Raw genomic sequence first — 15325 nt, forward strand, 5'->3', positions numbered from 1 at the left:
GTATGATGGGCATGGTTCATTAGCTTCGTCAAGCCATTGTAACACATAACCCGTAAAACCCGTTAAAAAAGCTCTGCTGCTATGTACAAATAATTCAAACTACTTACCCTATCATGCTGACAAGTTCTTTCTTTATTTAGTTTATGTGTGGATTTAGTATACATTCAAGATTCACCCTAAAAAATCCTCTTTCTTCATTCAAACTTTCTTCGTTCAAAGTCTTAAAGATTGATACGATTATCACCTTAGGAGAATATTGATCTGACGAGTATACATGTATGGATTACTTGAAGCGCTACATACATCTTGTTCATAAGAGATTAGAAACATACCTCATAACGGACAGATTTCTTAGAAGTCTTTTAAATGAGATAAAGACAAGGCACAAATTGTGCGCCTTGTCTTATTTATCACCTTTTGATTAAACTCAAACCTAAAGTTATGCTTTTTTGCTGTTTTCAACAAGCAGTTCAACAGCTTTTTGGATTTTAAGGTCACCTTTAATGCCTTCAGTTCCGCCTTGCGCAGCGAAGATTGTTTTTAATTCTTCAACAGAACGTTGGTACATTTCAGCCATTTTTTCTAGTTCAGCATCAACATCTGCATCTGTTGCTTCAATGTTTTCTGCATTAGCAATTGCTTCTAGAGTAAGGTTAATGCGTACACGTTTTTCTGCATCTTTTTTGAACTGCTCACGCATCGCTTCCTCATCTTGACCAGCAAATTGGTAGTACATTTCAAGGTTCATACCTTGCATTTGCAGGCGTTGTTCGAACTCTTGAAGCATGCGGTCTGTTTCAGTTGTTACCATAGCTTCTGGAATGTCAACTGTAGCATTTTCAGCTGCTTTTTCAACTAGAGTGTCACGGATTTCAGTGTCAGCCGCTTGCTCTTTTTCTTTTTGAAGCTTATCTTTGATTTCTTTTTTAAGCTCATCAAGAGTTTCTACATTTTCATTTGCATCTTTAGCAAACTCATCGTCAAGTGCAGGTAACTCTTTACGCTTAATATCATGTACTTTCACTTTGAATGTAGCAGCTTTACCAGCTAGATCTTCAGCATGGTATTCTTCTGGGAAGTTTACTTCTACATCTTTTTCGTCTCCAGCTTTAAGACCAATTAATTGCTCTTCAAATCCAGGGATGAATTGGTTTGAACCAATTTCAAGTGAATAGTTTTCAGCTTGTCCGCCTTCAAAAGCAGCGCCGTCAACGAAACCTTCAAAGTCGATAACAGCAGTATCGCCGTTTTCGATTGCGCCGTCTTCAACAACAACTAGTTCAGCATGACGGTTTTGAAGCTGAGTAAGTTCTGCTTCTACATCCTCATCTGTTACTGTTGTATCTTGCTCTTCTACTTCAAGACCTTTGTACTCGCCTAGAGTAACTTCTGGCTTCACAACAACTTTAGCAGTGAAAACAAGGTTGCTTCCTTTTTCCATTGTTTCGATATCGATCTCAGGACGATCTACAGGCTCAATGTTTGTCTCATCGATTGCAGCAGCATACGCTTCTGGCAGAAGAATATCTAATGCATCTTGATATAGAGCTTCTACACCAAATTGTTTTTCAAATAAAGAACGAGGTACTTTTCCTTTACGGAATCCTGGTACGTTTACTTTCTTTGCTACCTTTTTGAATGCAGCATCAAGTGCAGCATCTACTTTCTCTGCTTCAACATCAATTGTTAAAACGCCTTCGTTTCCTTCTAACTTTTCCCATTTTGCAGTCATAACTCTTTCCCTCCAACTATACACATGTTCGCAATGCGAACGATTTTTATACTGTTCATGATTTACAACCATTCTATTATAACATAACACTATGTGTTTTCAAATCAATCTTGTTTTGATTCTCCCCTTGACTAAAATCTACTTTTTAGTGATGAGGTTTACCCATCTTTTATTGCATAAAATGAGTATATGCCTCAAATACTTTTTCTTCTAGTTTAGCAACTTCTCTAGCTCTTTTTTCTAATGCCTCATCATCAGTACTATACAAATCGGCTATTTCACTGATCGATTCATCAAGCCCAAGTCTCTCACTTGCAAGAAGGTGATAAACGGCAGCCCATAAGGAAGCATTTTCAGGGGTCGGAATAAATGGATACCAGGCAAATAAATGCAAGCCGCCAATTTGTTCTGCCATCTCTTTTAATAAAGGATCTTTATGCTCTAAGCTGTCTTGCAGCGCCTCTTTTACTTCTACCGCAAAAGGCTGCTCATTCACTGCTTTTAATTGACTAGGGATGACTTTTTGTTCTTTTGTAGATTTTTTTATGTAGACTTCCGCGTGGTAGTTCTTTGTATGTAAAATCTCTAAGGCAAAGCTTCGCAGCAGCCAATCTTTTTGTGAATCTTCTATGTATGTAACTAACACTTCCAAGGCATCCTTATATGGGCGATCCTTTAAAACCTGCAAGGCCTTCCACTGTATTTCAATTGAACCGCTTTTTAAATCATTGCTTATTTCTTGGATGACAGATTGCTCATCATCTTGACTTTCATTCATCGTTTCGTCATCAATATTTGCAAGTAATACAGAATCATCGATCATCTGTCTGCTGAAATGAAGCAGCTGATAAAACGATTCAGCAAATTGAGCAGGCACATTATTTTCACTCAAAACTGCTTCTAGCATATCTACTACTTCTTGATAGTGGCCTAATTGGACCAACAAAGAAATATGTACTTGAAGATTATCGTAATATTCCCCAATTCCTTCATTTAAAAGAGCACTCGTATGAGTAACCGCTTCTTCTAATCTACCAAGCTCCACAAGACTCAATACTTTTCCAAATCTTACTTGCGGGTGATCTGGTTCATATTGCTCTGCTGTAAGGAAATGATTATAAGCTGCCGTTGCATCCTTCGCTTTTAGAGCATCCATTCCCTTTTCAATTAAGCGTTTAACAAGACCTGGGTATAAGATTACATTTGTATCTTTTTTATTCGTTTTTTTGCCGTCCATGGAATCGCTCCACTCTTTTTGACATGTTGCTTACTATTCTGTGTTTACTAGCATTAACCATTTATTTTAAGTTATTCTTTTCAGTTTATCAGCTTGATCCCTGAATTACAACGAGAACAGACCTTTAGGAGCGTTCAGAAAAAACATCCCTACCAATAATTTAAAAACAAACGAGTCATTTGACCTATTTCCTTTGACAAACATCCCTGTCTAAATTCATAATGATTATACATAAAATAAATAAAACTTGTACGGAGTGTATAAATGAAACTCGTGCATAAGGGAGATGGACAAATGGTTTTCCCATTTAAAACGAAAAAATCCGATTACAAACCAAGCTTAACAATCAATACAGGACTGCCTCATACAATCAACGATAAAGAAATAGATATGCGCATGGCCTATATGGGATTTTCAACACAAAGTACAGAGTACTTGCAGGAGTTGCAGGCGTTTGTTGATGAACATGCAGATGCTCTTTTAGAAGCAATATTAGATCATGTGTATTCTTTTCCACACTTAAAGAAGATAGCTGAAACACATTCAACTAGAGAGCGGCTTAAAGGGGTTTTTCTTTATTATTTAAAAAACGTTGTAGAAGGGGATGTATCCTTAGAAGATATAAGAAAGAAACAAAAAGTAGGAAGTGTTCATAATAATAGTGACCTTCCGATTGCGTGGTTTTTAGCAACGTATCAAGTCTTTTTACAATTAATCATTCCACAGCTGGTATCGAACTTTTTTAAGGAACCAGATAAACTAACAAATTACATTCTTGCTTTAACAGGGCGATTTAATTTTGATTCTCAATTAATTGTTGAGGAGTATCTTCAATCAAAAATGAGACAGCTAAACGATTTACACGAGTCAAATCAAGTCTTGCAGCAAGAACTCTTATCTATTAGCCAGGAGCTCGCATCAACGATAAACAAAACAGAGGCTTCGACTACTTCAACGACTCACAAAGCGAAGCAAATAGGACTAGAAACAGACAATACGGTGAAATCGAGTCAGAATTTACAAGGTCTGCTTCATAAAAATGTAAATGATGTAAACAGTATGTTCACTACTTTTGAAATGTTAGAAGAACAAGTCATACAAACGATCACTCAAACAGATCAATTAAAAGACATCTCAAAAAACATTATGAAAATGACGAACGAAATCGAAACAATCTCTGACCAAACGAATCTATTAGCATTAAATGCCTCCATTGAAGCTGCTAGAGCAGGAGAACATGGAAAGGGTTTTTCAGTCGTAGCGCACGAAGTTAGAAAGCTTGCTGAACAATCTAAAGAAATGAGCAGCTCCATTTCACACTTAATTAATGACAGTAACAAAACGATACAAGCTCTCGTCTCGCAAATGACGACAATGAATACCGCAAGATCAGGTTCTAGTGAAAAGATGACGACTGTTAAATATGGTCTTGAAACCGTTCAAATGGAAATGGAACATTATATTGAATTATTTAAGAAAAATAAAGAAGATGTTGACTACGTGATCTCTTCTATAGAGCATATTCACGAGACGGCGCATGAAATGGCTTCTCTCAGTTCTGAGCTGGAGCGAAAAGCAGAGGAAATAACAGCCAATTAGGGTTGAATATTAAAGGAAGAAGGGTGCCTGGTCAGAAGAGTTCTCCTAAGCATACAACCCATGACTTTTTCTGGTGAACTATATTCCTTACAATGGTTGTTGATTTCCGCTGCAGGTACTCGCTTTCCGCGGGCGGGCCGGAAGCTTCCTCATCGTTACACTCCTGCGGGGTCTCCCATGGCCAACGCTCTTCCCGCAGGAGTCGAGTACCTTCCGCTCCAATCAACGGAGCAGTAATCACGCTAAGTGGTTCAACAAAGAAAGGCCCTTATCGCGGTATAAAGTGTACCCTTTGTAAAGGACATTTTAGTACGCGATAAGGGCCTGATTTAATTGATCATAAATGGTTAGAGCGATAACTAAATCCTCCACGATATCACCACCCAAAGCAATAACTTAGTGGATGAAATATACGTAGACTTTGTGGGGACTAGAGCAGGAGTGAGATCCCATAGGGCAAAGCCCGAGGAAGCTCACTGGCTCCCCACCAAAATCGTAGTAGATTTCAGGTGCGGCGTGTATGCTCTCTCCCAGTCCTTTTTCTTTCTTATACAGGCTGACCTGTCATTTTGTCTTCATACTCTTTGATTTTCCCGTCGTATTTCAGCGTTAAGCTGATCTCATCCCAGCCATTTAGGAGCATCTCCTTCCAGTATGGGTCAATGGCAAAAGAAGTCTCAAAATCCTCTGATTGGATCGTTTGGTTTTCAAGATCTACGGTCAATCTTAATTCTTCGTTCTCCCCTTTTTGCAACAGCTGATATACATACTTTTCATCTAGTCGAATCGGAAGCATCCCGTTCTTTAAGCAGTTGTTATAAAAAATATCGGCAAAATTAGGAGCGATCACGACTCTGAAGCCATAATCATGCAATGCCCAAGGTGCATGCTCACGAGACGATCCACAGCCAAAGTTATGACCAGCTACTAAAATAGTCGCTCCTTTTGCATGAGGTTGATTAAGCTCAAATTCTTCGTTTTCACTACCATCTGCCTTAAAGCGCCAATCAAAAAATAAAAATTGACCAAATCCCGTACGTTCAACTCTTTTTAAGAATTGCTTAGGAATGATTTGATCCGTATCCACATTCACTCGGTTCATCGTTGCCGCCTTACCTTCGTGCACTTTTAATGGTTCCATCCTATATCCCTCCTATGTTGTTAGTGTTTTTCCTTTTTTGTAATCACGTACATCAACAAAATGGCCAGCAAGAGCTGTTGCAGCTGCCATCTCAGGACTAACCAAATGCGTTCTAGAACCTTTCCCTTGACGCCCCTCAAAATTACGATTGGATGTAGAGGCACAGCGTTCTCCTTCTGGAACGACATCAGGGTTCATACTTAAACACATGCTGCACCCAGAATCGCGCCACTCAAAACCAGCTTCAATAAATAATTGATCCAAGCCCTCTTTCTCCGCTTGTTTCTTTACTTTTTGAGAACCAGGTACCACCAATGCACGCACGCCGTCCGCTACTTTTCTTCCATTAATGATTGATGCTGCTGCACGAAGATCGCTTAGACGGGAATTTGTACAGGAACCGATAAAGACATGCTGAACCGCTACTTCTTGAATTGGTGTTCCAGGTTTTAGATCCATATATTCCAATGCTTGCTCGATCCCACGTCTATCTGCCTCAGATACCGCTTCACTTGGGGATGGAATCAACTTCGAAACACCGATCCCTTGCGACGGGTTTGTGCCCCATGTAACCATTGGTTCAATTTCTTCAGCACGAATCGTTACTGTTCGGTCGTATTTTGCTCCCTCATCCGTTGCTAGTTTGCTCCATTGTTGCGTTAGCTCTTTGAACGCTTCCCCACTTGGAACATATTCGCGGCCTTCTAAGTAATCAAATGTAACTTGGTCTGGGCTGATTAAGCCAGCTTTCGCGCCAGCTTCAATGGACATATTACAAATAGTCATTCTCTCTTCCATTGTCATTCCGCGAATTGCTTCGCCTGTAAATTCGATGACCGAACCCGTTCCGACATCGACCCCGAATTTTGCGATAATCGCTAAAATAACATCTTTTGCTGAAATGCCAGGTTTAAGCTTGCCATCAATGTTCACTTCCAATGTTTTTGGCTTTGACTGCCAAAGGGATTGTGTAGCCAAGACATGCTCTACCTCACTTGTACCAATACCAAAGGCAAGCGCCCCAAAAGCCCCGTGAGTGGATGTGTGACTATCTCCGCAAACAATCGTTTTCCCAGGTTGAGTAAGGCCCAGTTCAGGACCAATTACGTGGACAATACCATTCTCCGGATGTTCAAGATCAACTACATCAATTCCAAATTCATCACAGTTTTTCTGAAGGGTTTCAATCTGCGTTTTGGCAATCTGATCTGTAATATTGTAACGATCCACCGTTGGAACATTATGATCCATCGTTGCAAATGTTAAATCCGGTCTCCTTACCTTTCGATTGTTTAGCCTTAGGCCTTCAAATGCTTGAGGAGATGTCACTTCATGTACCATGTGCAGGTCAATATAGAGCAAACTCGGCTTACCTTCCTCTTTAATGACTTCATGCTGATCCCATATTTTCTCTATAATCGTTTTTGGGGTCATATGATTTCCCTCCCTTTACTTATTAATTGTTTAATATAAATGTTTTACGTACAAATATTTCACGTCCAAATGTATCATTTAGATGATCAAGGTATTAAAAGAGGGCAATGGATGAATCCACTGCACCTGCTTTTATTACACACGAATATGGTTTAATTGCTTAATGACTTCATCTGTCACTTCATCTGTTGAAGCCTGCGCCTCTCCCTCTTTTGCAAGGTCAGCTGTACGAACCCCGCTTTCAAGCACCGCGCTAACAGCTTCATCAAGCACACGAGCTTCCTCTTCTAATCCGAATTCATATTTTAATAGCATGGCAACAGACGAAATTGTCGCAAGCGGATTCGCTTTGTTTGTTCCAGCAATATCAGGAGCTGATCCATGAATTGGCTCATATAAACTTGGTCCAACTGCAGAGAGACTGGCAGACGGCAGCATCCCAAGAGATCCAGTCAACATAGAAGCTTCATCACTCAAAATATCGCCAAACATATTCTCTGTCACAACGACATCAAAGTAAGCCGGCTGACGAATCAACTGCATGGCAGCATTATCTACAAGCATATGCTCATAGCTTACATCTGGATAATCAGCTGCTACCCGCTCCACTACTTCTCTCCATAAACGGCTTGATTCAAGTACATTCGCTTTATCTACTGAGGTTACTTTTCCGCGTCTGACTTGAGCTAGTTCAAAGCCTTTACGAACGATACGTTCAATTTCATGACGTGTATAGGTAAGCGTATCAATGGCTAATTCATCACTGCCTTCCCCTTTACGCTCACGTGGTTCGCCGAAGTAGATGCCCCCTGTTAATTCCCGTACGATAATAAAATCTACTCCTTTGATTCTCTCAGGCTTTAAAGGCGAAGCATCCAGTAAACTTTCAAAACATGTCACTGGTCTAAGATTTGCAAATAATTGCAGCTCTTTTCTTAATTTGAGCAGCCCTTTTTCAGGACGCATTTCAGGTGCTAATTGATCCCACTTAGGGCCTCCGACTGCGCCAAGGATGATCGCATCACTTTGACGGCAAACATCAAGAGTCTGATCAGGAAGCGGGTTTTCATGCTGATCAACAGCACACCCGCCGATATCTGCAAACGTATAGTCAAATTGATGATTAAATTGTTCAGCAAGCTGGTCTAACACTCTTAGTGCTGAGCCTACTACTTCTGGTCCAATCCCGTCTCCAGGAAGGACAGCAATGGTCTTCTTCATACTGAGCCCTCCTAGGCGTTTAACTGTTTCATCCGCTCTTCATTATAAGCACGGCGGTTAATCGTACGGTTAATGGCGTGAATATACGCTTTAGCAGATGCTTCTAATACATCATGCGCTGTACCGCGTCCTGTTGATTCTACCCCGTCATATTGAATTTTGACGAACACTTCTGCAAGTGCATCGCGCCCGCCGTTAATAGACTGAATACGGTAATCTTCTAAGACAACCGGGCCTTCAATCATACGCTCAAGCGTATTATAGATCGCCTCAACACTACCCGAACCTGTTGCAGCTTCTTGAATCGTTCCCTCAGTTGGTACATTTAATGTAATTGTTGCAGTTGGGATATTGTTCGTACCATAGTTTACTTGCAATGCCTCTAGCTCGTAATGAGCAACAGAACCGCCTACAGTCGCTTCAGTCATCAGGGCAAATAAATCGTCCTCTGTCACATCTTTCTTTTTATCAGCCAAATCTTTAAAAGCTGTAAAGATTGTTTGAAGCTGCTCATCTGTGCCGTTAAAACCAAGTTCAACGACTTTCTCTTTAAAGGCATGACGTCCAGAATGCTTTCCAAGAACCATTCGGTTAGAAGACACACCGACTAACTCTGGCGTGATAATTTCGTATGTTTCTTTATTTTTTAACACACCATCTTGGTGAATGCCTGACTCGTGAGCGAACGCATTCGCACCTACCACTGCTTTATTGCTTGGTACAACCATACCTGTTAACTTGCTCACTAGTGAACTCGTACGTTTGATTTCTTTTAATGTTAAGCCTGTTTCAGCTTGGTAATGGTCTTTACGGATATTAAGAGCCACAGCTATTTCTTCAAGCGATGCGTTTCCTGCTCTCTCTCCAATGCCGTTTACTGTACATTCTACTTGGCCTGCCCCGTTTTGAATCGCTGCCAGCGAGTTTGATACAGCCATTCCAAGGTCATCGTGGTTATGAGTAGATAAAATTGCACGGTCAATATTCGGTACGTTCTCTGTTAAGTAACGGAACATATTCCCGATTTCATGAGGTGTCGTATATCCAACTGTATCCGGCAGATTAATTACAGTTGCTCCAGCATTGATCACTTCTTCAATGATCTTAGCCAAAAAAGGAAGTTCAGATCGGCTCGCATCCTCTGCGGACCACTGGACTTGCGGGAATTTAGCTTTAGCATATTTGACTGATTCAACCGCCGTACGAACCACCTCATCAGGCGTCATACGCAGCTTATAAGTCATATGAATAGGCGAAGTAGCCAAGAAAACATGGATACGAGGTTCTGCACTGTCTTTTAGTGCCTCCCAAGCCGCATCAATATCTTTTGTTACAGATCGAGCAAGACCGGTAATGGAACTTCCTTTTACCGTTTGGGCAATCGCCTGAACAGAGCGGAAATCTCCTTGAGAGGAGGCTGGAAATCCAGCCTCAATCACATCTACACCAAGTCTTTCAAGCTGCTTAGCTATCTCAAGTTTTTCTTCAAAGTTTAAATTGACGCCAGCCGATTGTTCACCATCACGAAGCGTGGTATCGAAGACGTTAATTTTTCGCACTAGCTACCACTCCTTTTGCTTTTGGCTTCGCTTTTACAAATGGCATCATTTCACGCAGTTCACGCCCTACTACTTCAATCGGATGATTTTTCTCCGCTTCGTTGATTGCAGTAAATTCTGGACGATTCACTTGGTTCTCAAGGATCCAGCCTTTTGCAAACTTACCTGTTTGGATATCTGTTAATACTTTCTTCATCGCTTGCTTTGTATCTTCAGTCACGATTTGCGGACCTGCTACAAAGTCACCCCATTGAGCTGTATCAGAGATCGAGTAGCGCATGCCTTCTAATCCGCCTTCATACATTAAATCAACAATTAATTTTAATTCGTGCAGACACTCAAAGTAAGCAACTTCTGGTTGATAGCCTGCTTCAACAAGCGTTTCAAATCCTGCTTTAACAAGAGCTGTTGTACCACCGCATAGAACCGCTTGCTCACCGAATAGATCCGTTTCTGTTTCTTCTTTAAATGTAGTTTCAAGAACACCTGCACGAGCAGAACCAATCTGCTTAGCATAAGCAAGTGCAATCTCTTTTGCTTGGCCTGTTGCATCTTGGAATACTGCAATTAAACCAGGAACGCCTGCACCATCTTCAAACGTACGGCGAACTAAGTGACCTGGTCCTTTTGGTGCTGCTAGGAATACATCCACTGTCGCAGGAGGTACGATTTGATTGAAGTGAACATTAAATCCGTGCGCAAATGCTAGTGCTTTTCCTGCTGTAAGCTCTGGTTCAATTTCTTCTTTGTACACCTTTGGCTGATGCTCATCTGGTAGAAGGATCATGATCAAGTCAGCTTGTGCTGCTGCTTCTCTTACTGTGTAAACATTAAAACCATCTTCTTCAGCTTGAGCCCAAGACTTTCCTTGACGAAGACCTACGATTACATCTACTCCGCTCTCACGCATATTTAGCGCATGTGCATGCCCTTGTGAACCATACCCGATTACTGCTACCTTTTTCCCGTTTAATACTGCCTCGTTTACATCACCGTTATAATATACTTTTGCCATTTCTCATCTCTCCCTTGTTTTGGTTGTTTTAGTTTTTTAATTTATTAGTTAATTAAGGTTAAACGATAGGAATCATTGAGCGGTTTTTTATGACCGCGATTAAATGCTGTGATCCCTGTACGGGCCAATTCTTTGATCCCATACGGTCTCAAAAGATCAATAAAAGCTTCCACTTTTGGATGGTCTCCAGTAATTTGGATCGTCATGCTCTCACGGCCGATATCTATAATCGATGCTCTAAATGGATTCACTAGAGCAGCAATTTCTCCCCTTTGAGCCGTAGATGCCACAATTTTAATTAGAGCAAGCTCTCTAGCTACAATTGCCTCATCTGTGATGTCTTTTACTTTTAACACATCTACTTGCTTATTCAGCTGTTTAATGACCTGCTCTACATTTTCCATTTGATCAGCGTTTACGACAAAGGTCATTCGTGAAATGGAAGGATTCTCTGTCACGCCAACCGTAATGCTCTCAATGTTGTAATGCCTTCTTGCAAATAAACCTGTAATTCGATTCAGCACACCAGATGTATTGTTTACTAGGGCTGTGATCGTACGTTTCATGGCTTAACCCCCTCCATTTGGTGCTGTCCTTTCCCTGGTGAAATCATAGGATAGACATTTTCTTGTTTTGCTACCCTGCAGTCCATTAAGACTGGCCCAGGATAGTCAAACATTTCTTTTAGAGCAGATTCCAGCTCGTGCAGCTCATTTACCTGCATCCCTTTAATATCATAGGCTTCAGCCAGCTTAACAAAGTTTGGCTGAACCGGGAATAAAGAGTTTGAGTAACGCTCCCCATGGAATAATTGCTGCCACTGTCTAACCATTCCAAGAGCGGCATTGTTAACAATCATGATCTTGATTGGCAGGTTCAGCTCTTGCAGGATAGAAAGCTCTTGCGCTGTCATTTGAAAGCCTGCGTCTCCAATGATCGCTACAACCGGTTTATCCGGCTTTGCAAATTGAGCTCCAATGGCTGCCGGGAAGCCGAATCCCATTGTTCCAAGGCCGCCTGAGGTTACCCATTGGTTAGGATGGTTGAACTTATAGAACTGAGCAGACCACATTTGATGCTGACCAACATCTGTTGTCACGACCGCTTCACCTTTTGTCACTTCATAAATCTTTTCGATTAGGTGCTGCGGCTTGATTATTTCACCGTCTTGGACATACCATAATGGATACTCTTTCTTCAGCCCGCTCAACCATGTTTTCCACTCCTGATGTTCACCGCGCTCTCCCTCTTCTTCAATCAACATTTTCAGCGCTTCTTTGGCATCCCCTACTACTGGAATCTCTGTCGGAACATTTTTGCCAATTTCAGCAGGATCGATATCAATATGAGCCACTTTTGCGTTTGGAGCAAAGTGTGCCAAGTTTCCAGTTAATCGATCATCAAACCTTGCACCGATACTGATTAAAAGATCAGCTTCATGGAGAGCCATGTTCGCTGTATACGTCCCGTGCATCCCGGCCATTCCGAGATGTAATTCATCTTCACCTGGGAAACTGCCCAAACCAAGAAGAGTGTTTACAACTGGAATTTGCTGTTGTTCTACATACTGAGCGAGTTCTTCTGAAGCTTTTGCGTGCAGAACTCCTGCCCCTGCAAGAATGACTGGCTTTTTAGCAGCTGTGACCGAATCAACCACCTTGCGAATTTGCAGTTTATTTGGAATAACCGTCGGCTGATACCCCGGGAGGTCAACCTCTTTATCGTAATCAAATAATCCTGTTGCTAAAGATACGTCTTTAGGGAGGTCGATTAGTACAGGTCCTGGTCTTCCAGTCGTTGCAATATGGAAAGCCTCTTTAATAATTCTTGGCAGCTCATCAACAGAGCGTACTTGGTAGTTATGTTTAGTGATTGGCATGGTAATTCCGATCATATCCGCCTCTTGGAAAGCATCTGTTCCAATGACTGTTGTTGCTACCTGTCCCGTAATGACTACAAGCGGCAGGGAATCAATCATCGCATCAGCAATTCCTGTCACAACATTTGTCGCTCCCGGCCCTGATGTCACGATACATACACCCGGCTTTCCAGATACTCTTGCATACCCTTCAGCTGCGTGAATCGCACCTTGCTCATGTCTTGCTAAAATATGTCTGATTCCTGTTTTATAGATTTCATCGTAGGTTGGAAGAATAGCTCCTCCTGGGTATCCAAAAATGACATCAACATCCTCACAGGCTAATGCTTTAATCAGCATACTAGAACCCGACATTTCTTTTGCTTGTGCATTTGTTTCGGTTTCCATACTTTGCAACTTTGTGCTCACATCTCTTCCTCCTCACAAACTATCTTTTTTGAACATTCTGTATTTTTATTGTGAATGAATATCTTGCATCTTTTTTATCAAATAAAAAAATCTTTCCACTCCACAACAAGCCGTTAAGGTAACGACTGAAGGGGTGAAAAGATTCTTTTCACGGTACCACCCTTGTTCGCTGAATAACATGCATTCAGCCTCTTGGACAAGCCAGGCTTATCACATTTTGATAACGAGTGCTTTTAACACTCGACCAACCCTAGTAGAATATTCGTTCAGGTTGACACTCAGAGGTGAGCTTCTTCATTAGAGCAACGCCGCCTATCAGCACCAGCAGCTCTCTGTAGTTGCTACTTCTAATGAATACTTTTCCTCTTCTTCGTTTTAACTATTAAATTTTCATAACTCCGCCAGTATTCGCGGATGTAACTAATTTTGAGTAACGTGCTAAATATCCTTTTTTCACTTTAGGTTCCGGTGCTACAAAGCCTTCTTTACGCTCTGCATGTTCTTCAGGTGTAACTAACCATTCAAGCGTACGGTTCGTTAAATCGATGCGGATCTTATCCCCGTTTTCAACGAATGCGATCGGACCGCCTTCCGCTGCTTCTGGAGAAATATGACCAATCGATATTCCTCGAGATGCACCTGAGAACCTTCCGTCTGTAATCAGAGCAACCTTTGTACCAAGTCCTCTACCTACAATCGATGATGTCGGGGCTAGCATTTCTGGCATCCCCGGTCCGCCTTTAGGTCCCTCATAGCGGATAACCACTACATGACCTTCCTTAACGGTTCCTTCATCAATTCCTTTTTGAGCCTCTTCTTGAGAGTTAAAGATAATTGCTTCTCCTTCAAATACCTTAATCGAAGGATCAACTGCCCCTACTTTGATCACTGCCCCGTCCGGTGCAAGGTTTCCATAAAGAATGGAAAGGCCGCCGACAGGACTATAAGGATTATCTTTGCGACGAATAACATCGTCGTTTGTAATTTCTGCATGTGCTACATTTTCATATAAGCTCTTGCCAGTAATCGTAATTCGATCAGGGTGTATCGCTCCGTCGATATGACAAAGCTCTTTCATGATCGCACTTACTCCCCCGGCTTGATGAACGTCATCCATTGAATAATCGGAAGCAGGACTGATTTTAGATAAGTAAGGCACTCTCTCAGCCACTTTATTAATACGATTTAAGTCGTACTCAATTTCTGCTTCATTCGCAATAGCTAATGTATGAAGAACTGTATTTGTTGATCCACCCATGGCCATATCTAGAGCAAAAGCATCATCAATTGCTTCTTCTGTAATGATATCGCGAGGCTTAATATCTTTTTCAATTAAGTTCATTAAATGCTTAGCTGCATCCTTGATTAATTGGTGGCGAGCTTCGCTTGTCGCAACCATAGTGCCGTTACCAGGCAGGGCTACACCAAGCATTTCCATTAAGGAGTTCATCGAGTTTGCTGTGAACATTCCAGAACAAGATCCGCAAGTCGGACAAGCACTCTGTTCAATTTCAAGCAGCTCTTCTCTTGTCATAGCCCCTGATGAGAATGCCCCGACTCCTTCAAATACAGAAGCGAGTGAAAGGCTTTTGCCATCTTTTGTACGCCCTGCTTCCATCGGTCCTCCTGATACAAATACAGAAGGGACATTCGTTCTAACAGAAGCCATTAACATCCCTGGTGTGATTTTATCGCAGTTTGGAATGTAGAACACTCCGTCAAACCAGTGCGCATTGATTACTGTTTCTGCTGCATCACAGATAATTTCCCGGCTCGGAAGCGAGTAACGCATCCCGATATGCCCCATAGCAATTCCATCATCTACGCCGATCGTGTTAAATTCGAATGGAATTCCACCTGCATCTCTAATTGCTTGCTTAGCTACTTCTGCAAATTTATTAAGATGCATGTGGCCTGGAATAATATCAATATATGAATTACACACTCCGATAAATGGTTTATCCATTTCATCTTCTCGTACACCAGCGGCTCTCAGTAAGCTTCGGTGCGGTGCGCGATCGATGCCTTTTTTAATCATGTCACTTCTCATATTATCGCCCCTAATTCCCCTTGCTTCTCTCCACTCCGCTCGTCTATTAC

The 15325-nt window shown here is 41.6% G+C and carries 11 protein-coding genes and 1 other annotated feature; of the genes, 1 reads left to right on the plus strand and 10 read right to left on the minus strand.

The features are described 5' to 3' along the window. Positions 1-439 precede the first annotated feature (439 nt). Both tig and BPOF4_RS14490 read right to left on the minus strand, forming a co-directional pair. Positions 440-1732: a trigger factor gene (gene tig, locus BPOF4_RS14485; protein ID WP_012959940.1), complete on the minus strand. Its 1293-nt coding sequence runs from the start codon at positions 1730-1732 to the stop codon at positions 440-442. A gap of 169 nt (positions 1733-1901) precedes the next feature. Continuing rightward, positions 1902-2969: a tetratricopeptide repeat protein gene (locus BPOF4_RS14490; protein ID WP_012959941.1), complete on the minus strand. Its 1068-nt coding sequence runs from the start codon at positions 2967-2969 to the stop codon at positions 1902-1904. A 264-nt stretch (positions 2970-3233) separates the two neighbouring features. Here BPOF4_RS14490 and BPOF4_RS14495 point away from each other — a divergent pair, with 264 nt between their 5' ends. Then, the gene (locus tag BPOF4_RS14495; protein WP_081457679.1) at positions 3234-4568 is read left to right on the plus strand and encodes a globin-coupled sensor protein; all 1335 of its coding nucleotides are present in this window, start codon (positions 3234-3236) and stop codon (positions 4566-4568) included. Positions 4569-5115: 547 nt separating this feature from the next. On the opposite strand, the gene leuD is transcribed toward BPOF4_RS14495, so the two are convergent. The 8 genes from leuD to ilvD all read right to left on the minus strand — a co-directional run bounded on the left by leuD (position 5116) and on the right by ilvD (position 15275). Next, on the minus strand, positions 5116-5709 hold the full coding sequence (gene leuD / locus BPOF4_RS14500) for a 3-isopropylmalate dehydratase small subunit (RefSeq protein ID WP_012959943.1): 594 nt from the start codon (positions 5707-5709) through the stop codon (positions 5116-5118). A gap of 12 nt (positions 5710-5721) precedes the next feature. Next, positions 5722-7143 carry a 3-isopropylmalate dehydratase large subunit gene (gene leuC / locus BPOF4_RS14505; RefSeq protein WP_012959944.1) on the minus strand — a complete coding sequence of 474 codons (1422 nt, stop codon included), beginning with the start codon at positions 7141-7143 and terminating at the stop codon, positions 5722-5724. A gap of 135 nt (positions 7144-7278) precedes the next feature. Beyond that, complete coding sequence (leuB, locus tag BPOF4_RS14510) at positions 7279-8364, minus strand: 3-isopropylmalate dehydrogenase (protein ID WP_012959945.1); 1086 nt, start codon at positions 8362-8364, stop codon at positions 7279-7281. A gap of 11 nt (positions 8365-8375) precedes the next feature. Continuing rightward, positions 8376-9923, minus strand: a complete 1548-nt coding sequence (locus tag BPOF4_RS14515; protein ID WP_012959946.1) for a 2-isopropylmalate synthase — start codon at positions 9921-9923, stop codon at positions 8376-8378. Beyond that, complete coding sequence (gene ilvC, locus BPOF4_RS14520) at positions 9910-10938, minus strand: ketol-acid reductoisomerase (RefSeq protein WP_012959947.1); 1029 nt, start codon at positions 10936-10938, stop codon at positions 9910-9912. Before ilvC ends, BPOF4_RS14515 begins: the two co-directional genes overlap by 14 nt. Before the next feature lie 44 nt (positions 10939-10982). Further along, a complete protein-coding gene (gene ilvN / locus BPOF4_RS14525; protein ID WP_012959948.1) occupies positions 10983-11504 on the minus strand; it encodes an acetolactate synthase small subunit in 522 nt (173 codons plus the stop codon). Further along, on the minus strand, positions 11501-13204 hold the full coding sequence (ilvB, locus tag BPOF4_RS14530) for an acetolactate synthase large subunit (RefSeq protein ID WP_041822958.1): 1704 nt from the start codon (positions 13202-13204) through the stop codon (positions 11501-11503). The genes ilvN and ilvB overlap by 4 nt, the downstream gene beginning before the upstream one ends. 147 nt (positions 13205-13351) lie before the next feature. After that, positions 13352-13605, minus strand: a binding site (T-box leader). 2 nt (positions 13606-13607) lie between these two features. Beyond that, on the minus strand, positions 13608-15275 hold the full coding sequence (gene ilvD, locus BPOF4_RS14535) for a dihydroxy-acid dehydratase (protein WP_012959951.1): 1668 nt from the start codon (positions 15273-15275) through the stop codon (positions 13608-13610). Positions 15276-15325 lie beyond the last annotated feature (50 nt).

Source organism: Alkalihalophilus pseudofirmus OF4 (genome assembly GCF_000005825.2).
Taxonomy (GTDB): Bacteria; Bacillota; Bacilli; order Bacillales; family Bacillaceae_D; genus Alkalihalophilus; species Alkalihalophilus pseudofirmus.

Excerpts from the sequence above, each read along its gene's own strand:
- ilvC (WP_012959947.1), bottom strand. The coding sequence starts at position 10,938 with ATGGCAAAAGTATATTATAACGGTGATGTAAACGAGGCAGTATTAAAC.
- ilvN (WP_012959948.1), bottom strand. The coding sequence starts at position 11,504 with ATGAAACGTACGATCACAGCCCTAGTAAACAATACATCTGGTGTGCTG.
- ilvB (WP_041822958.1), bottom strand. The coding sequence starts at position 13,204 with ATGGAAACCGAAACAAATGCACAAGCAAAAGAAATGTCGGGTTCTAGT.
- BPOF4_RS14495 (WP_081457679.1), top strand. The coding sequence starts at position 3,234 with ATGAAACTCGTGCATAAGGGAGATGGACAAATGGTTTTCCCATTTAAA.
- leuB (WP_012959945.1), bottom strand. The coding sequence starts at position 8,364 with ATGAAGAAGACCATTGCTGTCCTTCCTGGAGACGGGATTGGACCAGAA.
- leuD (WP_012959943.1), bottom strand. The coding sequence starts at position 5,709 with ATGGAACCATTAAAAGTGCACGAAGGTAAGGCGGCAACGATGAACCGA.
- BPOF4_RS14490 (WP_012959941.1), bottom strand. The coding sequence starts at position 2,969 with ATGGACGGCAAAAAAACGAATAAAAAAGATACAAATGTAATCTTATAC.
- leuC (WP_012959944.1), bottom strand. The coding sequence starts at position 7,143 with ATGACCCCAAAAACGATTATAGAGAAAATATGGGATCAGCATGAAGTC.
- ilvD (WP_012959951.1), bottom strand. The coding sequence starts at position 15,275 with ATGAGAAGTGACATGATTAAAAAAGGCATCGATCGCGCACCGCACCGA.
- tig (WP_012959940.1), bottom strand. The coding sequence starts at position 1,732 with ATGACTGCAAAATGGGAAAAGTTAGAAGGAAACGAAGGCGTTTTAACA.